The sequence below is a fragment of the Streptococcus suis genome (assembly GCF_016743335.1).
GTDB classification, from domain to species: Bacteria; Bacillota; Bacilli; order Lactobacillales; family Streptococcaceae; genus Streptococcus; species Streptococcus suis_Y.
Genome location: NZ_WCJE01000037.1, coordinates 1 through 22,274 on the forward strand (window position 1 = coordinate 1; position 22,274 = coordinate 22,274).

Consider the following 22,274-nt stretch of genomic DNA (forward strand, 5'->3'; position numbering starts at 1 on the left):
TGAAAATCTGGCGGTTTTTTGGGTTGAGAACGCATAAATACTTTTTTTTTTATTAAATTCTATATAATAAATATAGAAAACACTTACAGGAGGTCCCCTTATGAAGACATTACTGAGAAAAATTCGTATAACGGCTCTTTATATTTTGCTTTATAATCTCATTTTAATCCTCTCCATTTGGCTAGGAAAGGTATCTTCCAAGGAAGAATTTATGATTGCAGTTGCAGGGAATGCGGTCATGATGGGCCTATCTTTCGTGCATTTGCACAACCAAGTATCAGATGAATTTCATGGAAAAATAGAAGAACCGTCGGTTTAAACTGACGGTTCTTGGTCTTTATAGACTTCATAAAAATCAACCTTGAGGCGAATAAAGGCTTCCATGTCGTGTAGGAGTTGGAAGAGGGTGGCCCGAGTTTCAAATTCTTCTCTGGTTTGCGGCAGAGGTCGCTCGCGGAAGGTGGCATGGAAGAGTTCGATGTCCAGGAGCAGTTCTTTGGCAGAATTTTCTCGGCTTAGTTGCTGGGCTGTTCGTTCGAAGAGGCTGGACAGGATGACATTTTCTCTGCTTTCCAGTAAACATTTGTTGATATTTCCTGCCATGGTTCGCAGGATTTTGTTTTGTGCTGCCCGCATTTCAAAGTAATGGACCTGGTAATTGGTCTGCTGGAAGAGCTGGTTGTGGCGGTCTAGATAGACGACTTTCAGGGCCTCATCCAAGGTCTTATCCAGCTGCGTAATCAATTCTGCCTCGTTTCGTCCGTCGCCGTTGAGCAGAAAGGCTTCAAAGCGGAGCAGAATCTGCTTGAGCAGGTCTTCGACTTGGTCGTGATAGACCTCGATTTTCTTTTCTTGCGAGGGCATATAGAGGTTAAACAAGAGTGCCAGTCCTGCCCCAATCAGAAAAAGCGTCAGCTCATTTCCCAAAAAAATCAGCGAAATATCCTGCTCCAGCATGAGGTGGGTGACGAGGACGGTCGATGGGGCGATGCCAGCCTCCCAGTTGAAACGGTAGGCCAGGGGGACGTAGAGTGCTAGGTAGATGCCCAGGGTCCAGATGCCAAAGCCAAAGAGGGCGAAGGTCAGGACGGCTATGGTCAGGGCCAGGAGGGTAGAGAAGAGGCGGTTGCGGGCCATTTTGAAGCTGGACTTGCGGGTATCGAGGACGCTGAGAATGGCGATGATGCCGGCAGCTGTTGCATAAGACAAGCCTAGTGCTGTCGCTAGGTAAATAGCTAGGACGGTGGCCAAGATGAGTTTGATAGTACGGAGGGAGAGGGACATGGGAACTCCTTTGGTCTTAATCTGTTTCTATTGTACCACAAAACCCTCCTAAAGCTAGGAGGGTTGATCTTATGCAAACAGAGCCAGAATACCAACTACTAGGTAGCAGACCAGCTTGTAGCTTTCGTTGATAAGGATAAGGTTGATAGGACGTTGCTCAAAGACGTAGTTTTTCAATGAAGCAAGGACTGCAATCACGCCCATGCCACCAGCTGCGTGGAGTGGTGAAACGCTGAGGGTCTTGATGAAGAAAATAGTAATGATGGCAGTCAGTACTTCAATGATAAGGGAAATTACCATTTCCTTCTGCCCATTTTTTCCAGCCTGACGATCTGCTTCTACCTTAGCTATGTCAATGCCTGAAGCCTTGATCCAAGCATCGCGGAAAATCAAACCATACCACAAACCACCGATGGCAAAGGTAATCAGACCTGCTACGATTCCAAATACAAGTGTCATAAGTTCTCCTTTATGTGTCCGCTTGTACGGACAAGTAATAGGCATTAGAATATCATAGGCTTTACTATTTGTCAAATTTAGATTGAAACGGGGTGAAAATGAGGATTGACAAATTAAGGTGTTATGCTATACTAAAATAAAATAGACTTCATTTATAGATAATAACCAACATTTTATGAGGAGATGATTATTATGGATCAATGGATGCGAGATTTTGAAGAGCGGCAGAGACATGATGAATTGAAGCAAAAAATGGATGCTCAAACCTCTGCTATGAACTCTCAAGCAATAGCACTTCAAAAACAAAATAACATTTTGCAAAAAGAGCATGAGCGTCAAATTGAAAAAGAGTTTAAGGATAGAATTTTTCAATTACGATTGCACTTAGCACAGGTTACGGATGAGAGTCAACGATTTGTCATCCAGCAAATGCTTAGCGAAGCTGAGGAAGATTATGAGAATTATCAAAGAGAGCAAGCTGAGAAACGTTTGGCAGACGCAAAAAGACGAAAGATATGGCTAATCATTTCAAGTGTTGTGGCTGTGTTAGGAATGGCTGGCTTATATTTTGTATACCAAGATAGTTCTCAAGTTACAGTTCCTGAATTATATGGTATTGAGCTATCTGAAGCTAAGGATTTACTGTATGAAGAGGGGTTAAAAGTTGGTACAATAACAGAAGTTGGTGGACAGTCAGTTCAGCCTGGGATGGTTAGTGTATCTTCTCCAAGTAGTGGGAAGAAGGTAAAGCGGGGAAGTGCGGTTAACTTAATTATTGCTAAAAATGTAGATGGAAAGGATACTGCCGTAGTTGAGGATGGTTCGACTAGTGAGGTAGCCACTAGTAAGACTGCTGGAAGTTTGCAAGCTTCTAGCCAGTCTCAGGTAGGTAGCGCCGTTCAATCGTTTACTGTGGATATTAAAAAACAAGGACTGGTTATTCGTCAGGAACCTAGTTTATCTGGAGAAGTTGTGACCAATATAGAACCTGGAACGTACACGATAGTTGAGACGACTCAAAAGGAAGGACATAGTTGGGGCAGATTAAAGTCAGGACAGGGTTGGATTTCGTTGACAGATTTGCATAATCCTGTACCGCAGGTTGATACCAAAAACTTAACGACAGATCAGGTAAAAGCTTGGGTCATGGATGATTTATTTAGCCGTAGCGTCATGATTGAAAAGTATCGAAAAGACCAGGTTGTCATAAGTGTTCGTATGGCTGAAGATGGTCTAGTATATGCAGATGTAACTGTACCATCAGACCCTAATTTTGAACCACGAGATTGGAGTTATCGGATCAATAGTCGTGGGGAGTTGGAAGCTAGTGAGTATGATACAGATCCGGAACAAGGGGGTGTCAACTGGTATGTTGCCCAACATTATTATCTGGAAAACAGTGTGAACTAAGAAAGCTGAGAAATTCTCGGCTTTTTCCTTTTCAAAAATATGCTATAATAAAACCATGGAACAAAATGATATCGTATATGGCGTACATGCTGCGGTGGAGAGTTTGGAGGCCAACACCGGCAACAAACTCTACATCCAGGATGATTTACGCGGAAAAAATGTAGAAAAAATCAAGGCCCTCGCGGCAGAGAAGAAGGTCTCGATTTCCTGGACTCCAAAAAAGACATTGTCTGACATGACAGAAGGGGCAGTTCACCAAGGCTTTGTCTTGCGGGTCTCTGAGTTCGCCTATGCGGACCTGTCGGTGATTTTGGAAAAGGCAGAGCAGGAAGACAATCCCCTCATTCTCATCTTGGACGGTCTGACAGACCCCCACAACTTTGGCTCGATTTTACGGACCGCAGATGCCACTCAGGTAGCTGGCATCATCATTCCCAAGCACCGAGCAGTTGGCGTGACGCCCGTTGTGGCCAAGACCTCAACAGGTGCGGTGGCCCATGTCCCAATCGCCCGAGTGACCAATCTCAGCCAAACCCTTGATAAGCTCAAGGAGGCTGGTTTCTGGGTATTTGGTACGGATATGAACGGAACCCCAAGCCACAAGTGGAATACGACTGGCAAGCTAGCCCTTATTATCGGCAACGAAGGCAAGGGCATCTCCAGCAATATCAAAAAGCAGGTGGATGAGATGATCACTATTCCTATGAAGGGCCATGTCCAATCTCTCAACGCCAGCGTAGCAGCCGCTGTGCTGATGTACGAAGTATTTCGGAAGAAAATCTAAATGAAAGAAAAAGTTCTCATTGTAGATGGCTACAATATGGGAGCGGGAAAGAACTCGACTGGTCAAAAAAAGAGTTCGTCTTCCCGCCCCCGCACAGTTGATTAGGTCAGATTTGGAGTATAAAACACGAACAAATCTGCCAATCAACCACTGCGCTGAGATGTTGACACGAACCCTGAGAAGCGAGGTTGGGCTTTTTGCCCAGCCTCGACCAAGCAAGATTTTAAAAAGGGAGACTTGGATGCGGCCAGAACAACCTTGCTTCGCACCTTGTCTCACTACGCAGCCTTTGAACAGATTGAGGTGATTTGTGTCTTTGATGCCCACCATGTGCCAGGTCTTCGCCAGCAATATGATGAATTCAAGGTATCGGTCATTTTTACAGAGGAGGAAGAGACGGCAGATAGTTATATCGAACGGCTCAGCGCCCAGCTCAATAGTGACCGTCACAAGCAGGTTTCCGTCGCAACCAGCGACCTCAACGAACAATGGGTAGTCTTCTCCCAAGGCGCTTTACGGGTTTCGGCGCGTGAGTTAGAGGAGAGAACCAGGGTTATCAAGAAGGATTTGGACAAGTTTGTGGACCAGGTAGAGCTCTACACCCCACGGCTCAATCCCTGGTCAGATGGGAATTTTCAAGCCTTAAAAGAAATGATGGAGGAAATGAAAGAGTGACATTTACAATTGTAACCGATTCGACATCGGACTTGCCAATCAGCTGGGTCCAAGAAAACGATGTGACCGTGCTTGGTTTGACCATTAACCTAGATGGTGTGACCTATGAAACAGTCGGTGAAAACCGCTTGACTTCTGCGGATTTACTTGAAAAGATGGAAACAGGTGGTCTTCCGACAACCAGTCAAGTCAATGTTGGTCAGTTTGAAGAAATTTTTGAAGCGGCAGCTAAGGAAAGCAAAGAGGTGCTTTATCTCGCTTTCTCAGCTGCTCTTTCAGGGACCTACCAGAGTGCAGTCATTGCACGAGACATGGTTTTGGATGCTTATCCTGATGCTGTCATCACCATCGTTGATACAAAGGCGGCGACCATTGGAGAAGGCTACTTAGTCATGAAAGCCGTTGAGGCACGTGCTGCAGGTAAGACTCTGGCAGAAACCAAGGCAATCGTAGAAGATTTGGTGCCGCGCTTACGGACCTACCTATTGGTCGATGACCTTAATCATTTGGTGCGAGGTGGACGCTTGTCTAAATCGGCAGCCCTCATCGGTGGATTGGTCAATATCAAACCTCTCCTTGCACTCAATGCGGAAGGGAAGTTAGAAGCCATTGCCAAAATTCGTGGCCGTAAAAAAGGAATCAAGGAAATGCTGAACCTGACCTTGGACAACTTGGATCATTCTACGGTCATGGTGGCCTATACAGGTGATATTGAGGCGGCTGAAGTGATTAAGGCGACCTTGTTGGAAGACAGCCGTGTCAGCGATGTTCTTTTGATTGAGTTGGGTCCGATCATTGCCACTCATACAGGAACAGGGGTACTAGCTATCCTATCCATCAATAAGAAAGAGAGATAATCTCTTTTCTTTATTCACACAAAAAGAAAACGGTTACGAATAACAAAACATATCCATTTGGAGGTTCTTATGAAACGCTTATTGTCATGCTATGCCAGTGATATGGTGGGAGCGACCAAGGAGGAGCTCAAGCAGTCCATTTTATCCAGCGAAGGTCGGATTATCATGGGAGAAACAGTGGTTACGGCGGCTCCCTTGATTGCGGGGGTGACCAATGCGGAGATGATGGCTGCCTTTGGTTGCGATTTTTTGGTGCTCAACGAATTAGATGTGTTTCATCCGGAGATTGTTGACTTTTACGACTGCGACAATCCTATCGCTGAAATCAAGCGGTTGACAGGTCGATTGGTCGGGATAAACTTGGAGCCTGTGGATACTAGTCAGGAAGTTCAAGACCAGCAGGTCTTTTTAAAACCAGGTCGTCAAGTCAGTCCAGAAAGTCTGCGACAGGCCCAAGCCCTTGGCGTAGATTTTATCATGCTGACAGGCAATCCTGCTACGGGTGTGTCCATGGCTGCAATCCGCTCTGCTATTGGCCTTGCCAAAGAACACTTTGAGGGTCTCATCTTTGCGGGGAAAATGCACGGTGCAGGTCTGGGAGAGTCGGTCGTGGATAGCCAAGCCTTGCTGGACTTTGTGGAGCTGGGGGCAGACGGTGTCCTCATTCCTGCGGTCGGAACGGTGCCGGGTGTGCGGGAGGAAATCGTGGCACCGATTGTCAGTCAGGTCAAGGCGCGTGGTGGTCTGGTTATTTCGACTATCGGGACTAGTCAGGAGAGTGCGGACAGCCAGACGGTGCGGGAGTTTGGGCTCAGCAACAAGCGGGTAGGTTCGGACATTCACCATATCGGAGATGGAGGTTACGGTCGGATGCCAGACCCTGAAAATATCTTGGCTCTGTCCTTGGCGGTCAGAGGCAAGCGGCACACCTATTTTAAAATGGGGCAGTCAGTGAGGAGATAGGGATTTGGCGTCATTTTTCTGCTATTAAAGCTCGTTTTTTCTATCCTTGCTTTAGGTTGAAGAAAAAATAAAAAAAGTAAAGTAAAATAACTTGACGAGGCCCAGTAGTTTTGATAGAATGGTAGACGGTATTGTTTACCCCATTTGAAAGGCCCCGGAACCTTCCAAATACCCGCGGACCGGAACATCCGCCCAGTAAACAAAAACGATTCGTATAGGAGAAATCATGAACAAAACAACATTTATGGCTAAACCAGGCCAAGTTGAACGTAAATGGTATGTAGTAGACGCTACTGATGTGCCTCTTGGACGTCTTTCTGCAGTAGTTGCTAGCGTACTTCGCGGAAAAAACAAACCAACATTCACACCTCACACTGATACAGGTGACTTCGTTATCGTTATCAACGCTGAGAAAGTGAAATTGACTGGTAAAAAAGCAACTGATAAGATCTACTACACTCACTCAAACCACCCAGGTGGATTGAAATCAATCTCAGCTGGTGAATTGCGTTCTAAAAACGCTGTTCGTTTGATTGAAAAATCAGTTAAAGGTATGCTTCCACACAACACACTTGGTCGTGCACAAGGCATGAAGTTGAAAGTGTTTGTAGGTAGCGAGCACACTCACGCAGCACAACAACCAGAAGTACTTGATATTTCAGGTCTTATCTAAGGGAAAGGACGTAATCTAAATGGCACAAGCACAATACACAGGTACTGGTCGTCGTAAAAACGCGGTTGCACGCGTACGTTTGGTCCCAGGTACTGGTAAAATCACAGTTAACAAAAAAGATGTAGAAGAGTACATCCCACACGCTGATCTTCGTTTGGTTATCAACCAACCATTCGCAGTAACTTCAACACAAGGTTCATACGACGTTTTCGTTAACGTGAACGGTGGTGGTTACGGTGGTCAATCAGGTGCGATCCGTCACGGTATCGCGCGTGCATTGCTTCAAGTAGACCCAGACTTCCGCGATTCATTGAAACGCGCAGGCCTTCTTACACGTGACGCTCGTATGGTTGAACGTAAGAAACCAGGTCTTAAGAAAGCTCGTAAAGCTAGCCAGTTCTCAAAACGTTAATTATCCGCGAGAAATCAACGTTTCAAAGCACTCAAGAGTTTACCTCATGGGTGCTTTTTTCGTGTTTTTTTGAAAAGTTCACCTCAAAATTTACCTTATTTTTACCTTATTGTTTCAGAGAGTTTAAGGCAAATTCTCCGACTGCCATGGGAATGACATTTGAAGTATTGACATAAATTTGAGTTGTAGCAGTATCGCTATGGGTCAGAGCCTCTGAAATAGCGTCTAAACTCATGCCTGCCTGTCTGGCAAGCGTAGCACCTGTATGTCGGAGTTTATGAGGTGTAGCGTGAGTTAAATATGGGTGACGATTTTTAACTGTTCGCATCTTATTGTTAAGATAATCTGGGTGCAGAGGTTTATTGATGTTTCCTTTGGTATCTATATAAGTGAAGATGAACTGTTCAAGATTTGTAATGATTCCAAACTTTGCAAGTTCTTGCCTTTGTTGTTTTTTCCAATTCTGGAGAAGTTGAAGTAAGTCAGCTGAAATAGCAAAGGTTGTTTTCTTGTTTCCTTTGGTTGTTTTCGTATCACCATATCTATCTAGTGCCTGTATTAACTGAATTTGAGATTTTTCAAAGTCAATGTGTTTCCATTGTAATGCATAAGATTCAGATTTTCGGTCTCCCAAAAAGAAGGTAAGATAAAACAGAACATAGTCTTTAAGCGAAATTTTTCCACTAGCCAAATCATCTTGGAAGGCTGAGAACCACTCTTGTAGTTGCTCCTGTGTAAGGTAGAGGTCTTCATCTTTTCTAGCTTCCGCTAATTGGATTTTCTTGGTTGCTTTGATACGACGCAAAGTTTTAGCAACTTTATTTGATTCTATATATTCTAATTCCTCCGCCCAATTAAAGATGGATATAACGTAACTACGTAAGGTTTTGAAATTCGCATATTCACTGGATTTTGCTGTCATTAAATTTTGGATGACTTGTTTATTTTGGTTGAGAAACTGAATGGTATAGTTTCCTAGCATTGGTAAAATATGTTTTTCAAAACAAGTTTTTGTATTGGATATAGTTGACCTGCTTGGGGGCTTTGTAGTTGAAGTTGTCTGTCCTGCTTTATAATACTCCCACCAGACATTTTCGTAAAAATCTTTGAATAGAATTTCTCCCTTGCCTAACCCTGTAAATTCGTTATTCTCAATCTGATTGATTTTTGTTAGAAGGTCTATCTCTGCTTGCCTTGCCTCCTTTTTTGTCTTAAAACGCTTATCAAAGTAATTATTGTTCACGATTCCGAGAGGCATTCGTACTTCAGTTGGAATATATACCTTTAAGCGATATGTTCCATTTTTTGTTTTTGTGATAGTCATGATATTCTCCTTTTTGTCGAACCAGAAAACACCATGCTAATTATAAGATAAAAATACAGATATTTCTAGTTTTGTGCAAGTAGCCATGCATCAATGGATTGTTTGTTGAAACGAACTGTTTTTCCAATTTTGATCATTGGAAGCCCTTTGCGAATCCATTCATCCAACGTGTTATTTGAAATTCCAAGGTAGTCACATGCTTGTTTTTTATTTAAGTATGAATTGTCTATATTTCGATGATGAATTTGCTTTTCAATTTCTGATGTAATTAAACTTGAAATTAATGTCTGAATTTGCTTGATTTGATCGTCTGGTAAGATAACTTGCATTTATAACCTCTTCCTATTGATATTTATAATTGAATTTACCATTAGTCATTATGCCACATTGCGGACTCAAAACGGATGATTTTTAGAAATGTATAGATTAATCGTCTGTTTTGTCTTCTGTTTCGGAAGACAATTTTTTTACGAAATGCTGTAATATCAACGTTTTTGAGATTTTATAAAGTTGTAAAATCATATTAAAAACCGTTAAATAATTCTTTTAAATTCAACAATCGATTTAAAATTAATTTATATAAATCAATTTTATAATGATGTTTTCTACGTAATTTATTGTTCAATGAATAGATTTTATTTCTGAATTCTTTTGGAAATTTTGGAATGTGAATAATATGTAGTTCATTCGTGTTGGAATTTTTATGACAACCCAAACCATTGTTTCTTGCGAAATCAAGAGCATCAAACATTAATCGTAGAATGATCAATACATCCCATGTTACCATCTCTGATAAATAAAAAGCTTCAGAATTAATATTTAATTCTTTCTGACTTTTGGCAATCAAATTTTTTCTATAACGCGATCTATTTTCTTTCGAAACAAATTTAGCATTTATAAGACTAAGTATTTCTTCATCTAAAACTAGCGGAGTGTTTGTTGAATGTGACACGTTAATCTGTTTTTTCAACAATTCTTCGAATGTCGCACGTGGTTTTGCTTTGAAAATTTTGGATAATTCTCTGTCAGTATTTATTACTGATTGTTCGATTTCTTTTATGAAATTGAAGACTCCACTAGAAACTAATTCTTCTAAGTATTGAATGATTTTCAGATCATCAATTTCTGCTAGAACACAGGTACGAAGAAAGGATTTAATCTTATCTTTTTGCAAAACGGTCTCGAAACGATACACTTCAAAATCTTCTGTTTTTGCTTTATCAAGTTGTCCAAGCTTTTTGGCTTTCTTAGTTTTATTGTAAAGAACTTGCTGATTGTTTTTATAGGCATTGGTCGTCAAACGATCATAATCTTTGTCTTTGATACTTTTTGAAGAGGAAGCAAAATTCACTTTCTTATGTGTCAGACAACGTAGAAGTAATGCTCTTGTTTGCAAATGGAAAGCTGAATGTATTGCCATTGTAAATGCAAGTTCAATTTCGTGGAATTCGCAATGATATATTGTACATGAAATTCCTATTTCAAGTTCCAACAATGACAATGCTCTATTTAATCTTTGATAGATACCTTCGATTGAATCTGTGGATATGTTTAAACCACAGTGGATCAATTCAATACGATAAAAATAACTGCTGTCAAATGGATTTTTTCCCATAAAGAATGAACCAAAAGTAGATGATTTGACAAATAATTCGGAGACAGTACCTGAACTGTCATATTGCTTCTCGATAGTAAAATTGTTATTTTCATAATTAGCTAGCTCGAATTTCTGGTTATTAATGTGAATCTGTCCTTTTACATTAAGAACGACCTTGTCGATGCCCCAGTAGGCATTTGTTACAGAAAAACAACTTTCCATTTCCTTTGCATTCTCATCGTAGATTTTTTGTTTTTCCTCTTCGGACATACCTCTTGTAATTTTTGAGACCATTTTTTCCTCTTTCATTTCTCGAAATGAATTATGCCAGATACATAATGTTTTCAGAACAAAAAATGACAAAAAAGAGATAAATTCCAAAAAGAAATTTATCTCTAATTCTTCTATTTTCTTTTTATGACAATATCTTCAAGAATATAGTTCTCGAAATTAAATGTTTCCTCCTGAAAGGTCTTTTGAATTGAAATTGGTAAAGCTGATAGATACACATTATCTCCGATTTCAACACGTGTTTCATTGACACGCATTTTTGTGCTGTATTGTACTTTTATTCTATTTTTATAATTATCTTCGATAATCATTTCGATCCAATTCGAATTTGGTTTTAAATGTTTATCAATAATCTTTCCAAAAACAAACATCTTTGCGAAATGGTTTGGATATGCAAAACCGAAGCTAGGCTTTTTATTGAAGAATACCGCCAGTTCAGTCTGCTCTTCTTGGATGGTATCTATAATAATTTCGTAGCAATTTTTTGTGTTAATGTTTTCGATATGGCCTGATATCGATACCACCATTCCCTTTTTCAATTGAAATTTTTCGCGATTAAAATAACATTTCAAATATGTGTGCTTACGACCTGCACCATTTCTAATAAACAGAATGAACGATGGTTTATTATCAACATTATTTATTTCAATAATTTTTCCTCTTGCAAAAATTACATTCTGTTCTTTGTTTCGTAGATTATTTTGATTCCTCATTTTACTTTCCTCCATTACATCAATTTCTACAGAATTATTATGCCTGATAATACAAATCAAAAAATCACTACAGAATGTAATTCGTTACAGTAACAGATAACCGCCAATGAGACAAGTTTAAAACGGATACTGCCATGAGAGCAAGGCGGTTATAAGCGATTGGCATTCCTGCCGATAATGCTTTAACTTTATTTGAGCCACGTAAAATATATGCTTCATCTCTTAAATCAAAAATAAAATTTCTACGCTGTCTTTCGTATTGCTTAGTTGATTCGTTTTTCAATTTCTGATGTCCCTCCTCCCATTTTTTTATTAATAAATTTGAAAATGCTTGTCGCATTTGTGGATTTTCCTGAATTTTCTCAAGGTAATAGAAGTAGCTATCTCTTGAATGCTGTGCACGTAATGCATGTAAATTAATCTGATTGTTCATTTCTTTGTCAGAGAAGACAGGTTCATTTTCTCCTACCCCAGCAAAAGTCTGTTTCACCAACTCGATGTCTTTGGGCAAGATGTATTGCATTTGTTTCTTCCCACCCTTTCCGCGTTTCACATAAACATAACAATTGCCATATTCATCAATTTTTAAGTCTTTCCCAGTCAGGGCTTTAAGCTCATTGCGACGAATCCCAACAACTTGTTGAAATTCCATAAGTCGAGAGAAGCGAGAGTTCAATTCTTGCTTTTTCCCTTGTTCATTCGCTTCATGTTTTCGTCCTCTAATTATTTTATCGCTTGTGCGTTTTTGCTTTCTAATTCGGTTTAAATTGATTCCGACTGCTTTGGCTATCGGTGCTAAGTATGTGTGAATTGTTGCGGCAGTATATTCTTTCGGATCATTTTGTAAATCGTCGTGATATTTTTGAAGAACTTCTTCTGTGATTTCTGAGATTTTCTTGATGTTATTTTCTTTTGCCCATTTTGAGAATCGAGTTGCAGATCGTTTGTAAGATGTACGAGATGTATTGTTTGTAACATTTTTTGTTGCTTTTACAAAGATATCGTGTTTTAATGAATTTTTCTTTCGTGGCATTTTCTTTCTCCTTTCTATTTAATGCATATTACTGTTAAACTGCCTCCCACCCTTTTTAATAAAGAGCTGGGTATGCTCGGAAAAATACACGTTGAGGCTGCCTGTTAGGACTAACGTTTTAAGTAAGATTCAGTAGTCACCGTTTTCTTATCTAATGTATTTTTCTTTGTTATTGGATTGGTTATTTTTCAAATTTACTTATTACTTTTTACTACTACTAAACACTTATTTTTGTACTATTTTTCTTGATAAATGGTTATTCTGTACGTCATTCCATTCCGTAGAATAACCATTTATTTCATTCTTTTTCATTCTCTTATCAGTCAATGACACCTAACAAGAGATATCCATATCAATTGAAAATATAATTTACACCGAGCCCAGTGTATATTTTCAAAAAAATATAGTGTGATCACTCCCTTCTCTATTTACTTCAATATGTTCAATAGTATTATGTCGCTTTTTCAAAAAAATAAAAAACGTGTAAATATCATTTGCTAAATAGCAAAAATTCCCACACGTTTTTTATATTTTGAAAAAAGTGGCATACTAATCTTTGAAAGAGAGAGGAGGTGAGTCTATGGAATAAATACTTTCTATTATTTAAAACTAAATATAAATGAAAGGAGTAAGGTGTTATGATTGATGAAGTTCTAATCGAAGAGATAGTATCAATTATTGTTGATGTCGAAATGATGTGTAAGAAATTCCTGTTATTAAAAGGATTTTGTATTGATGTAATCAGTGATTATTATTACACTGAAGAAGAATTTGCTACAATTAGTTTTTCAAGAAATAATGATAAATTGACAATCCGAATTGAAAATCAAGAATGCCATGTGAGTGTAGAAAACCAGTTAGTTGAGAAGATTGAAACACACTTGGATAAAGAAGATATTGAAATTCAAATTGAAATTTTGATGAAACAGCTCATGTTAGGTAAATGGAAAACATTTTTGTATGATGCAAAAAATAGTTCACTACTTGATGCTGTTCAAAAACATGGATTTGATGATTACTCTACTGGCCCAGATGCTATTATGTATTTCTAAAAGTCAAACCTGTAATTTAATAAAGAAAAATGTGGTAATTGCTCAGTTTTGGGTGATGACTACTTTTAATTTTTTATATATTCGCACTTTTTCTGTCTTACAATTCCATTAATTCAAAATTCAATCAACGATTCATTACAGACTAATAATAAGAAATAGTTAAGCTCAATATACAAGAGTTTAGTAGTCTTTGTAAGAGTAAAAGTCTATGGCTACATTCATAAAAAATATTCATTTGAAAGCATTCTACCTTTAAATTTTGGAGTTATTTACCAACTACACATCACATCGAGTGTGTTGCTCTGCTCGTAAAAGCCTAGAAACATTGGAACGAAAGGGATAGTGAAAAGCCTTGGAGACAAGGCTTTTTAGCTTGCGGTGGAGTAGTATCAGAGTGAGAAAATTTTTGGAGGGAGTAGAAGTGATAGCAAGAAATTATCAAAATCTATTTCCATTTACCCTGTGGGTACGTGTTTGTTTCCATTGACAAGGAGTTTGTGGGAATAGAAACGTACCCGCCTCTAATATCGCCTGAATGGGCGATTGAAGTGTGAGTTCTGTAATTGATACAATTTAACTTTTTTTGAAAAAAATTCCCAAATTTATTTAGCATTGCAAAGATAATAAGTGAGAGCAAGTTGCTTACTTAATAATGATGAAGAGGAAAAGTAGAATGACAACAATTTTTTTAATAAAAACAAACTGCACTAATTGCGGAAAACAAAGTACTTTTGAAAGATTTGATAGGGTTTATGCGGTGAAGCCCCCTGAGATTGTTTCTGCTATTTTGGACTGGGATTTCTTTAAATTTACCTGCCATAACTGTAACCATATGGTGCTAATTGATTACCCAACAGTCGTAGTAGATGAAGAACAAAAAATAATTATTCAGTATGACCTCTTTGACATCTACAAAGTTTAATGTTAAAATACATTCAAAAATATATTTGAATGAGGTGTTTTATGATTCAAAATATTGTTACTTCAATAATCCTGTATTCTGGGACAGCCGTAGACTTACTTATTATCCTAATGTTATTTTTTGCCAAAAGAAAAAGCAGAAAAGACATCATTAACATCTATTTAGGACAATTTCTAGGCTCTGTTAGTCTAATATTGCTAAGTTTGCTTTTTGCATTTGTCTTAGATTATATTCCTAGTAAAGAGATTTTAGGTTTGCTCGGTTTGATTCCAATTTTCCTAGGCCTCAAAGTTTTGCTTTTAGGAGATTCTGATGGAGAAGCTATTGCCAAAGAAGGTTTGAGCAAAGATAATAAAAACCTGATTTTTCTAGTCGCTATGATTACTTTTGCAAGTTGTGGTGCTGACAATATTGGTGTCTTTGTCCCATATTTTACTACCTTAAATTTAGCGAATTTGATAGTGGCTTTACTTACCTTTCTAGTCATGATTTATCTCTTGGTTTTCTCTGCCCAAAAATTGGCACAAGTTCCTTCTGTTGGAGAAACTTTGGAAAAATATAGCAGATGGTTTATTGCCGTTGTTTATTTAGGATTGGGGATATATATCCTGATTGAAAACAACAGCTTTGACATGCTATGGACTGTGTTAGGCTAGGAGAAAATATTTTGAAAAAAGATAGTATCTGTCAAGTGGATGTTATAAATCAACAAAATGTTACAACCGCAACGAACTACCTTGAAAAGGAAAAAGTTCAAAAATCACTTCGCATTTTATCAAAGTTTACCGATAATAAACAGATAAATATCATCTTTTATCTCCTTGCTGTTGAAGAACTCTGTGTCTGCGATATAGCCTGTTTACTAAATCTCAGTATGGCATCTGCCTCCCACCATCTTCGTAAACTAGCCAATCAAAACATCTTGGACACTAGAAGAGAGGGGAAAATTATATATTATTTTATAAAAGATGAGGAAATCAGAGATTTTTTTAATCAACTAGGATAACAACTATTTTTACTACTTTTCCATGTTTATAGGGGCTTATCTATGAATTTTTTTGATGAAAATTACTCACAAGAAATACCTACTCGTATCAAATATTTAAGAAGAAAGTATAATTTAAAGCAAAGTGACCTACGATTATATCAGCGTTTACAGACATTCAAGAGAAATCTCTTGGATGTCTTTTTTGGGCTAAAGCAAGGCTATGATTAGCCTTGGCAAATTTGCCTAACAGCTCCAAACCTGTCATCAAATGAAATCGATGACTTATCAGAATGAGTCGTAGCCTTCATCTCACAGTATAGGTAGATGGCTAATTTCATTTTAAAACTTTCAGTTTTAAGGGACTGACCCCAAAAAGTGAGAATTTAATAAAAAGACTTGACAAATTTCGTTTACAATAGTAGACTTATTTTGAACATATTCGTTTACATTTGTAAATGACAAGGAGGAAAGGAAAATGAGCACAATAGAACTTAATACTTCTATCACAGATGCTGAATGGGAAGTAATGCGTGTAGTTTGGGCAAATGATCGAGTAACTAGTAAAATAGTCATCTCTGTATTGAAAGAAAAAATGGACTGGACAGAATCCACTATCAAAACGATCTTAGGTCGATTAGTTGAAAAAGGCGTACTAAATACAGAGCAAGAAGGTAGAAAGTTTATTTACACTGCCAATATTGTAGAGAAAGAAGCCGTAAGGGATTATGCAGAAGATATTTTTAACCGTATTTGCAATAAGAAAGTTGGAAATGTAATAGGAAGCATCATTGAAAATCATGTCTTAAGCTTCGATGATATAGATCGACTAGAGAAAATATTAGAGATAAAAAAATCTTTCGCAGTAGAAGAAGTGGCTTGCAATTGTCCAGAAGGACAATGCGAGTGTCATTTACATCATCATTAACATAAGGAGGAATAAAAATGAGTAAGAATAAACATATGTTATTAGGTATTGGACTTACAGTCGTATTAACTGCAGTTGGATATATTACACTTTTAGAACCAATGATTAGTTATTTTAAAATAAACCAGAGTGCAGTTAATATAGATATTCAAACAAGTAAAACAAAAAGTACACTTCCTATACCACCACTATTAGAGGATAAAAATCCAGATCCTAATATTGCGGATTTTACTTTAGAACCTCAAGAAAGAGAAACTTCATTTTTACCAAATACCAAGACACGAACTATGGGGTACAACGGAAGTTTCTTAGGCCCTGTCATCAGAGTAAGTAAAGGTGAGCAAGTAAATGTGCACGTAAATAACAAGCTAAAAGAAGCAACTACAGTTCACTGGCATGGACTAGAGGTAGAAGGAGAAAAGGATGGGGGCCCTCATCAAGGAATTGAACCAGGAACAACTTGGGAGCCTAGTTTTACAGTAAATCAACAGGCTGCAACATTGTGGTATCATCCGCACTTTGGAGGAAATACTGCTACCCAAGTTTATAAAGGTTTAGCAGGACTATTCTATGTGGATGATGAAGTATCAAAAAGCTTAAATATTCCTAAGGAATATGGAGTAAATGATATACCTTTAGTAATTCAAGATAGAAGCTTTGGCAAGGACGGCAGTTTTATTTATAATACAAATATGATGGATGGAGCAACAGGGGATACTATCATAGTTAACGGAGCTATTAAACCTAATTTAGAGGTTAATAGAGTCAAGATGAGATTTAGAATAGTTAATGGTGCTAATGCAAGTAACTTTAATTTGAAGTTAGATAATAGAGATGGATTCTATCAAATAGCATCTGATGGTGGATTTTTAGAAAAACCGGTTAGCCAGAGAAATATTATGTTATCACCTGGGGAAAGAGCAGAGATAATAGTGGACTTTTCAAAGTATGAAAAGGGAACGCAGCTATCACTTATGAGTAATAAGGAAGCCATTATGACCTTTAATGTTAAAGGCGATGGGAAAGATGATACTGAAGTACCTAGCACTTTAACGAATATAGAAAGAATGTCAGAAGCACAAGCTACTAAGATAAGAAGCTTTGAGCTTCAAGGTATGGGTCAAATGGTATCAATAAACGGTATAAAGTTTGATATGAATAGAATTGATGAAACAGTGAAGCTTGGAGATACAGAGATTTGGGAAATTACAAACCCAGGATCTATGATGCATGAAATGGGGCACCCATTCCATATTCATGGCACACAGGTTCAAATTCTATCAAGAAACGGTAATGCGCCTTCTCCAGAGGAGAGCGGATGGAAAGATACTGTATATATTGAGCCTAACGAAAAAGTAAGACTTATAGTTAAGTTTAATAAGAAGGGTACTTATATGTACCACTGTCACATTCTTGAACATGAAGAAGCAGGTATGATGGGACAAATTAAAGTAGAATAATAAATAATATTGAAGATCATGTCTTAAGCTTCGATGATATAGATCGACTAGAAAAAATATTAGAGATAAAAAAATCTTTCGCAGTAGAAGAAGTGGATTGCAATTGTCCAGAAAGACAATGCGAGTGTCATTTACATCATCATTAAGAATAAGGAGGAATTTAAAATGAACAATAATAACAAACATTTATCCCACTGTCACCATAATCATGGCGACATGGATCATTCAAAACATGAGTACGTAAGCACGGAAGAACATGGAGACCATAAGAATCAACATCAAGAACATCATGCTGAGCATGATCACAGCGGGCACAGTGGGCATGACCACAGTGGGCATCACGGAGGGCATGAACACCATCATCACGGTAACTTTAAGGAACTTTTCTTAAAATCATTGCCACTAGGAATCATTATTATGCTCTTATCCCCTATGGCTGGGTTTGACCTACCATTCCAGTTTACTTTTCCATATTCTGATATTGTAGTAGCTATTTTATCTACTATATTAATTATTTATGGTGGACGTCCATTCTATCAAGGCGCAGTTGACGAATTTAAACAAAAAGAACCTGGAATGATGGCTCTAGTTTCTTTAGGTATAAGTGTTTCATATTTATACAGTATTTATGCTGTTATCATTACCTACGTAACGGGTGGACACGTGATGGACTTTTTCTTTGAATTTGCTTCATTATTATTAATCATGTTATTAGGTCACTGGATTGAGATGAAAGCTATTGGAGAAGCAGGAGACGCACAAGCAGCATTGGCTAAGTTGGTACCAAAAGATGCTCACGTTGTGTTAGAAGATGATTCAATTGAAATACGTCCAGTTGCTGACTTACAGGTAGGCGATTTAATTCGTGTTCAAGCCGGAGAAAATGTGCCAGCAGACGGAACTATCGAGCGTGGCGAATCACGTGTAAATGAAGCTCTTTTGACTGGAGAATCAAAAGCAGTTAAAAAAGGTCCTGGCGATGAAGTAATCGGAGGCTCAACAAATGGAGAAGGGGTTCTTTATATTAAAGTGAATGAGACAGGTGATCAATCCTTTATCTCTCAAGTACAGACTTTAATTAGCAAAGCTCAAAGTCAGCCTTCCAGGGCAGAAAATATTGCGCAAAAGGTTGCAGGGTGGCTCTTCTATATTGCTGTTATTGTCGCGCTAATTGCTTTTGTAGTGTGGATGATTATTGGAGATATCCCAACGGCAGTTATATTTACTATTACTACATTAGTTATTGCTTGTCCGCACGCATTGGGTCTGGCTATTCCATTGGTAACCGCCCGAAGCACAAGCTTAGGGGCTAGCCGTGGCTTACTAGTAAAAGACCGCCAAGCCTTAGAAATAGCTCCAGATGCAGATGTGATGATTTTAGATAAAACAGGTACTTTAACAACTGGTGAGTTTAAAGTATTAGACGTTAAACTTTTTAATAACAAATATAATAAAGAGGAAATCATTGCCTTACTGGCAGGTATTGAAGGAGGCTCTAGCCACCCGATTGCTCAATCAATTATAAGGTTCGCCGAGCAGCAAGATATACGTCCAGCATCTTTTGATTCGATTGATGTGATTTCCGGTTCTGGAGTAGAGGGTAAAGCAGGTGGGCACCGTTACCAATTAATCAGTCAAAAAGCCTATGGACGTAATCTTGATATGGATATTCCAAAAGGAGCAACTCTTAGTGTCTTAGTAGAAAACGATGATGCCATTGGTGCTGTAGCTTTAGGGGACGAATTAAAACCAACGAGTAAAGAGTTAATTAAAGCTCTTAAAAAGAACAATATTCAACCAATTATGGCAACAGGTGATAATGAAAAAGCGGCTCAAGGCGCGGCAGAAGTTTTAGGGATTGAGTATAGATCAAATCAATCTCCACAAGACAAATATGAGTTAGTTAAAACACTTAAAGATGAAGGAAAGAAAGTTATCATGGTAGGTGATGGTGTAAATGATGCTCCTTCTCTTGCCTTAGCAGATGTTGGTATAGCTGTAGGTGCTGGAACTCAAGTTGCATTGGATTCAGCTGATGTCATATTGACTCAATCCGATCCAGGAGATATTGAATCATTCATTGAATTAGCACACAAAACAACTCGTAAAATGAAACAAAATCTCTTTTGGGGAGCCGGTTATAACTTTATAGCTATCCCTCTAGCTGCAGGAATTTTGGCTCCTATTGGTATCACATTAAGCCCTGCATTAGGAGGAATCCTAATGTCTGTGTCAACAGTCATCGTCGCCATTAATGCTATGTTATTAAGTTTAGATCCAAAAAATAACGGTTAACAGATCGAATGATTGAAACTCATTAAAGTATCAAGATACAATTCTATATGTTTTAATACATTCAGAAGATAAGTAGTCGTATACTGTGGAACAGAACTTAGTAAATATTGAAAAGTGGCTATCAACAAACAGGTTGATAACCACTTTTTTTCACTATTGACTCTATTTCAAGAATCGGCTGTGAATATGTCAAATGCGTTTAGTGGGAACATTTTATCTATCTGCCAATTCTTTTAATAATTCATCGTATTGATTCATAGCACTTTTTAACTCTATGTCAAAGTCAAAAGTTGGCTCAGCTTTGAGAATGCTGGTTTCTTTATTAAGTTCCCCTTTAAAAACTTGCTTAGTACTGATATTCAGTCGAAAATTCATTAGCTACGCCTCCCAATTTTGCAACTATATTATACATGGTATGTATGAAAATTAAAAGTGAATACTTCTAGCTGTTCTCATTTTCTAGAATCAAGAATAAGGTAAACTTTTGTATTTTCTGGTTCGATTTTGCTTATTTTACTTGAAAATTTACCTTATTTTGATGAAATTAGTTGAAATTGGATGAAATTTTGAGGTTTGAAAACCCGTGAAAACGTTGATATTAAAAGCTTTTGAAATTAATTCCAACAAAAGTTTTTAAAACCAGGTCTTAAGAAAGCACGTAAAGCTTCACAATTCTCTAAACGTTAATCAAAACCTTATTATACCAACGTTTGCAGGCACTTTTTGGTGTCAGTTGGTGTTAATTATAGTGATAAGTCGTTTAAGAGACTTAAAGCATCGGCATCCTGCTGGTGCTTTTTTTCTGGCATTAATTCAAGATAGTATTGCTGAGTTGTCAAAATTGAATTGTGTCCCAAACGTCTTGAAATATAATCCAGACTAATATCTTTTGAAAATAGAAAAGAAGCGTGGGTATCACGTAAACCGTGAAATGTTGTTTTAGTTAGGTCAAGTTGTTTCAGTAAGCGTTGAAGTTGCCCAGCTTGTCTAAATCCATTCCAATCAAAAACGTAATCTGTTTTAGTATTAGCTAGATTTACTAGGATTTGATAAATGTCTTTATTGATAGAAATATCACGCTTAGAGTGTTTGGTTTTTAGTTGTGTATCGTCATTAGTTGGGCTAATAGAGCGCCTAACTTTAATACCGTACTCAAAAATATCTTCTTTTTTGAGACCAAGTAGTTCGCCACGTCTAGCACCAGTTTCAAGGGCTAGAGCTACTAATACATTAAATTCATCTTCTTCTGCATGATTTAAGCAATACTGCCTTAATTTTTTAAATTCTGTAACAGATAGAGGAATATTCCGTTTTGGTAGCTCTTTCCCTTTTGATTTTAAGAGATGACCAAAGTCATTTGTAATTAAACCACGAGCATAAGCATATTTTAATGAACCTCGTATCTTTAAAACTAGCTCTTTTACAGTCTTCTTTGAGTGAGATTCAGAATATTTATCAATCTTTTTCTGCATGATAATATCATCAAGATGTTTGAGCTGAATCCCATCAAAAAGACTTTCCACAACTACGAGAGTTCTCTTGTAATTGATGAAGGTTGCTTCACGGACATCATTTTTCTTTACAGTTTCTACCCAGTTACGGTAAAAATCTGTAAATAGTGTAGAACGTTCAGCAATGTTTTTCCCACGTCCTTTTTCAAGCTCCATTTCTAAAGTCCAAAGTTCAGCATCTTTTTTGTTGCTGAACGTTTTAGTTTCTCGCTTGTATTCCCCTTTCTTGTAGAGTGATACAGTTGCACGGAAAGACTTTCCACGTTTCGTAATAGTTGCCATTTTATCAGCCTTTCTATAAAAAATGATTGATAAAATAGACTAGTCACATATAGGATATATGAAAAATCTAATTTTATCAATCATTATCCGTCAATCGCAGTGGCTTTCAATAAATTTAACCAGTTTTGACTTCAAATAGCGCTTTTGTTTTCCTACCATAAAGCATTGAAAGTCTGGGTGACTTCTGATGTACTTATCAAATGATTTAGGATCTATTCCAAGTAGTTCCGCTGCTTGTTGTCTATTTAACAGAAGAGGAGAATTATTTTGAGGTAACATATAGAATTCCTTTCATTTTCTAGATACAAGTATTATTCCACATGTGTAATGAATTGAGGCTAGATTTTTGAAAATTGTTCAATGT

General features: G+C 37.7%; 24 protein-coding genes and 2 pseudogenes. 16 read left to right on the forward strand and 10 right to left on the reverse strand.

The window, feature by feature from the left end; genetic code table 11:
• The first annotated feature begins 100 nt into the window (after positions 1-100).
• A complete protein-coding gene (locus F9856_RS09475; protein ID WP_044677869.1) occupies positions 101-319 on the forward strand; it encodes a hypothetical protein in 219 nt (72 codons plus the stop codon).
• On the opposite strand, the gene F9856_RS09480 is transcribed toward F9856_RS09475, so the two are convergent.
• Both F9856_RS09480 and F9856_RS09485 read right to left on the reverse strand, forming a co-directional pair.
• Positions 316-1,284 carry an aromatic acid exporter family protein gene (locus tag F9856_RS09480; protein WP_202106443.1) on the reverse strand — a complete coding sequence of 323 codons (969 nt, stop codon included), beginning with the start codon at positions 1,282-1,284 and terminating at the stop codon, positions 316-318. The two genes, F9856_RS09475 and F9856_RS09480, sit on opposite strands and share 4 nt — an antisense overlap.
• Before the next feature lie 69 nt (positions 1,285-1,353).
• Positions 1,354-1,743 carry a DUF1761 domain-containing protein gene (locus tag F9856_RS09485; protein WP_105096461.1) on the reverse strand — a complete coding sequence of 130 codons (390 nt, stop codon included), beginning with the start codon at positions 1,741-1,743 and terminating at the stop codon, positions 1,354-1,356.
• Between the two features lie 192 nt (positions 1,744-1,935).
• Here F9856_RS09485 and F9856_RS09490 point away from each other — a divergent pair, with 192 nt between their 5' ends.
• From F9856_RS09490 to rpsI, 7 genes and pseudogenes are all read left to right on the forward strand, one after another.
• The gene (locus tag F9856_RS09490; RefSeq protein WP_099872618.1) at positions 1,936-3,153 is read left to right on the forward strand and encodes a PASTA domain-containing protein; all 1,218 of its coding nucleotides are present in this window, start codon (positions 1,936-1,938) and stop codon (positions 3,151-3,153) included.
• Between the two features lie 55 nt (positions 3,154-3,208).
• Positions 3,209-3,937, forward strand: coding sequence for a 23S rRNA (guanosine(2251)-2'-O)-methyltransferase RlmB (rlmB, locus tag F9856_RS09495; RefSeq protein ID WP_099872621.1), 729 nt, complete (start codon positions 3,209-3,211; stop codon positions 3,935-3,937).
• Positions 3,938-4,147: 210 nt separating this feature from the next.
• A pseudogene (locus tag F9856_RS09500) lies at positions 4,148-4,612 on the forward strand (NYN domain-containing protein); the annotation flags it as partial.
• On the forward strand, positions 4,609-5,469 hold the full coding sequence (locus F9856_RS09505) for a DegV family protein (RefSeq protein ID WP_202106444.1): 861 nt from the start codon (positions 4,609-4,611) through the stop codon (positions 5,467-5,469). The pseudogene F9856_RS09500 and the gene F9856_RS09505, both read left to right, overlap by 4 nt.
• A 69-nt stretch (positions 5,470-5,538) precedes the next feature.
• Positions 5,539-6,432 carry a haloacid dehalogenase-like hydrolase gene (locus F9856_RS09510; protein ID WP_202106445.1) on the forward strand — a complete coding sequence of 298 codons (894 nt, stop codon included), beginning with the start codon at positions 5,539-5,541 and terminating at the stop codon, positions 6,430-6,432.
• 226 nt (positions 6,433-6,658) lie between these two features.
• Positions 6,659-7,105 carry a 50S ribosomal protein L13 gene (rplM, locus tag F9856_RS09515; protein WP_024418516.1) on the forward strand — a complete coding sequence of 149 codons (447 nt, stop codon included), beginning with the start codon at positions 6,659-6,661 and terminating at the stop codon, positions 7,103-7,105.
• A 19-nt stretch (positions 7,106-7,124) separates the two neighbouring features.
• The gene (gene rpsI, locus F9856_RS09520) at positions 7,125-7,517 is read left to right on the forward strand and encodes a 30S ribosomal protein S9 (protein WP_002942223.1); all 393 of its coding nucleotides are present in this window, start codon (positions 7,125-7,127) and stop codon (positions 7,515-7,517) included.
• A gap of 106 nt (positions 7,518-7,623) precedes the next feature.
• Here rpsI and F9856_RS09525 read toward each other — a convergent pair whose 3' ends face one another.
• The 5 genes from F9856_RS09525 to F9856_RS09545 form a co-directional block, all read right to left on the reverse strand.
• On the reverse strand, positions 7,624-8,841 hold the full coding sequence (locus F9856_RS09525; protein WP_105119006.1) for a site-specific integrase: 1,218 nt from the start codon (positions 8,839-8,841) through the stop codon (positions 7,624-7,626).
• Between the two features lie 65 nt (positions 8,842-8,906).
• Entirely contained in the window at positions 8,907-9,170 is a 264-nt protein-coding gene (locus F9856_RS09530) for a helix-turn-helix domain-containing protein (RefSeq protein ID WP_105109978.1), read from the reverse strand.
• Positions 9,171-9,364: 194 nt separating this feature from the next.
• The gene (locus F9856_RS09535; protein ID WP_105119007.1) at positions 9,365-10,732 is read right to left on the reverse strand and encodes a hypothetical protein; all 1,368 of its coding nucleotides are present in this window, start codon (positions 10,730-10,732) and stop codon (positions 9,365-9,367) included.
• Positions 10,733-10,842: 110 nt separating this feature from the next.
• Positions 10,843-11,442 (reverse strand): hypothetical protein, encoded by a 600-nt coding sequence (locus F9856_RS09540; RefSeq protein ID WP_105119008.1) that lies wholly within the window; start codon positions 11,440-11,442, stop codon positions 10,843-10,845.
• 67 nt (positions 11,443-11,509) lie between these two features.
• The gene (locus tag F9856_RS09545) at positions 11,510-12,475 is read right to left on the reverse strand and encodes a site-specific integrase (RefSeq protein ID WP_105119009.1); all 966 of its coding nucleotides are present in this window, start codon (positions 12,473-12,475) and stop codon (positions 11,510-11,512) included.
• Between the two features lie 638 nt (positions 12,476-13,113).
• Between F9856_RS09545 and F9856_RS09550 the strand changes: the two genes are divergently transcribed.
• From F9856_RS09550 to F9856_RS09590, 8 genes and pseudogenes are all read left to right on the forward strand, one after another.
• Positions 13,114-13,527 (forward strand): hypothetical protein, encoded by a 414-nt coding sequence (locus tag F9856_RS09550; protein ID WP_024416734.1) that lies wholly within the window; start codon positions 13,114-13,116, stop codon positions 13,525-13,527.
• A gap of 673 nt (positions 13,528-14,200) precedes the next feature.
• Complete coding sequence (locus F9856_RS09555; protein ID WP_236659596.1) at positions 14,201-14,449, forward strand: CpXC domain-containing protein; 249 nt, start codon at positions 14,201-14,203, stop codon at positions 14,447-14,449.
• A 41-nt stretch (positions 14,450-14,490) separates the two neighbouring features.
• The gene (locus F9856_RS09560; protein ID WP_172088988.1) at positions 14,491-15,105 is read left to right on the forward strand and encodes a CadD family cadmium resistance transporter; all 615 of its coding nucleotides are present in this window, start codon (positions 14,491-14,493) and stop codon (positions 15,103-15,105) included.
• Between the two features lie 11 nt (positions 15,106-15,116).
• Positions 15,117-15,455, forward strand: coding sequence for a Cd(II)/Zn(II)-sensing metalloregulatory transcriptional regulator CadX (gene cadX / locus F9856_RS09565; RefSeq protein ID WP_000711078.1), 339 nt, complete (start codon positions 15,117-15,119; stop codon positions 15,453-15,455).
• Positions 15,456-15,912: 457 nt separating this feature from the next.
• Complete coding sequence (locus F9856_RS09575; protein ID WP_024378136.1) at positions 15,913-16,362, forward strand: CopY/TcrY family copper transport repressor; 450 nt, start codon at positions 15,913-15,915, stop codon at positions 16,360-16,362.
• Positions 16,363-16,379: 17 nt separating this feature from the next.
• Positions 16,380-17,822 (forward strand): multicopper oxidase family protein, encoded by a 1,443-nt coding sequence (locus tag F9856_RS12390; protein WP_024378135.1) that lies wholly within the window; start codon positions 16,380-16,382, stop codon positions 17,820-17,822.
• Positions 17,823-17,830: 8 nt separating this feature from the next.
• Positions 17,831-17,968, forward strand: a pseudogene (locus F9856_RS12395) (CopY/TcrY family copper transport repressor); the annotation flags it as partial.
• A 19-nt stretch (positions 17,969-17,987) separates the two neighbouring features.
• Positions 17,988-20,117: a heavy metal translocating P-type ATPase gene (locus tag F9856_RS09590; protein ID WP_202106446.1), complete on the forward strand. Its 2,130-nt coding sequence runs from the start codon at positions 17,988-17,990 to the stop codon at positions 20,115-20,117.
• A 213-nt stretch (positions 20,118-20,330) separates the two neighbouring features.
• Here the strand turns inward: F9856_RS09590 and F9856_RS09595 are convergent, their stop codons facing one another.
• The 3 genes from F9856_RS09595 to F9856_RS09605 all read right to left on the reverse strand — a co-directional run bounded on the left by F9856_RS09595 (position 20,331) and on the right by F9856_RS09605 (position 22,189).
• Positions 20,331-20,492, reverse strand: a complete 162-nt coding sequence (locus F9856_RS09595; RefSeq protein ID WP_162841060.1) for a hypothetical protein — start codon at positions 20,490-20,492, stop codon at positions 20,331-20,333.
• 368 nt (positions 20,493-20,860) lie between these two features.
• On the reverse strand, positions 20,861-21,910 hold the full coding sequence (locus tag F9856_RS09600; RefSeq protein ID WP_202106447.1) for a tyrosine-type recombinase/integrase: 1,050 nt from the start codon (positions 21,908-21,910) through the stop codon (positions 20,861-20,863).
• A 90-nt stretch (positions 21,911-22,000) separates the two neighbouring features.
• Positions 22,001-22,189, reverse strand: a complete 189-nt coding sequence (locus tag F9856_RS09605) for a helix-turn-helix domain-containing protein (protein WP_202106448.1) — start codon at positions 22,187-22,189, stop codon at positions 22,001-22,003.
• Between the last annotated feature and the right edge of the window lie 85 nt (positions 22,190-22,274).

Coding starts and splice junctions, on each gene's coding strand:
- F9856_RS09475 (WP_044677869.1), top strand. CDS start 101: ATGAAGACATTACTGAGAAAAATTCGTATAACGGCTCTTTATATTTTG.
- F9856_RS09480 (WP_202106443.1), bottom strand. CDS start 1,284: ATGTCCCTCTCCCTCCGTACTATCAAACTCATCTTGGCCACCGTCCTA.
- F9856_RS09485 (WP_105096461.1), bottom strand. CDS start 1,743: ATGACACTTGTATTTGGAATCGTAGCAGGTCTGATTACCTTTGCCATC.
- F9856_RS09490 (WP_099872618.1), top strand. CDS start 1,936: ATGGATCAATGGATGCGAGATTTTGAAGAGCGGCAGAGACATGATGAA.
- rlmB (WP_099872621.1), top strand. CDS start 3,209: ATGGAACAAAATGATATCGTATATGGCGTACATGCTGCGGTGGAGAGT.
- F9856_RS09510 (WP_202106445.1), top strand. CDS start 5,539: ATGAAACGCTTATTGTCATGCTATGCCAGTGATATGGTGGGAGCGACC.
- rplM (WP_024418516.1), top strand. CDS start 6,659: ATGAACAAAACAACATTTATGGCTAAACCAGGCCAAGTTGAACGTAAA.
- rpsI (WP_002942223.1), top strand. CDS start 7,125: ATGGCACAAGCACAATACACAGGTACTGGTCGTCGTAAAAACGCGGTT.
- F9856_RS09525 (WP_105119006.1), bottom strand. CDS start 8,841: ATGACTATCACAAAAACAAAAAATGGAACATATCGCTTAAAGGTATAT.
- F9856_RS09530 (WP_105109978.1), bottom strand. CDS start 9,170: ATGCAAGTTATCTTACCAGACGATCAAATCAAGCAAATTCAGACATTA.
- F9856_RS09535 (WP_105119007.1), bottom strand. CDS start 10,732: ATGGTCTCAAAAATTACAAGAGGTATGTCCGAAGAGGAAAAACAAAAA.
- F9856_RS09540 (WP_105119008.1), bottom strand. CDS start 11,442: ATGAGGAATCAAAATAATCTACGAAACAAAGAACAGAATGTAATTTTT.
- F9856_RS09545 (WP_105119009.1), bottom strand. CDS start 12,475: ATGCCACGAAAGAAAAATTCATTAAAACACGATATCTTTGTAAAAGCA.
- F9856_RS09550 (WP_024416734.1), top strand. CDS start 13,114: ATGATTGATGAAGTTCTAATCGAAGAGATAGTATCAATTATTGTTGAT.
- F9856_RS09555 (WP_236659596.1), top strand. CDS start 14,201: ATGACAACAATTTTTTTAATAAAAACAAACTGCACTAATTGCGGAAAA.
- F9856_RS09560 (WP_172088988.1), top strand. CDS start 14,491: ATGATTCAAAATATTGTTACTTCAATAATCCTGTATTCTGGGACAGCC.
- F9856_RS09575 (WP_024378136.1), top strand. CDS start 15,913: ATGAGCACAATAGAACTTAATACTTCTATCACAGATGCTGAATGGGAA.
- F9856_RS12390 (WP_024378135.1), top strand. CDS start 16,380: ATGAGTAAGAATAAACATATGTTATTAGGTATTGGACTTACAGTCGTA.
- F9856_RS09590 (WP_202106446.1), top strand. CDS start 17,988: ATGAACAATAATAACAAACATTTATCCCACTGTCACCATAATCATGGC.
- F9856_RS09595 (WP_162841060.1), bottom strand. CDS start 20,492: ATGAATTTTCGACTGAATATCAGTACTAAGCAAGTTTTTAAAGGGGAA.
- F9856_RS09600 (WP_202106447.1), bottom strand. CDS start 21,910: ATGGCAACTATTACGAAACGTGGAAAGTCTTTCCGTGCAACTGTATCA.
- F9856_RS09605 (WP_202106448.1), bottom strand. CDS start 22,189: ATGTTACCTCAAAATAATTCTCCTCTTCTGTTAAATAGACAACAAGCA.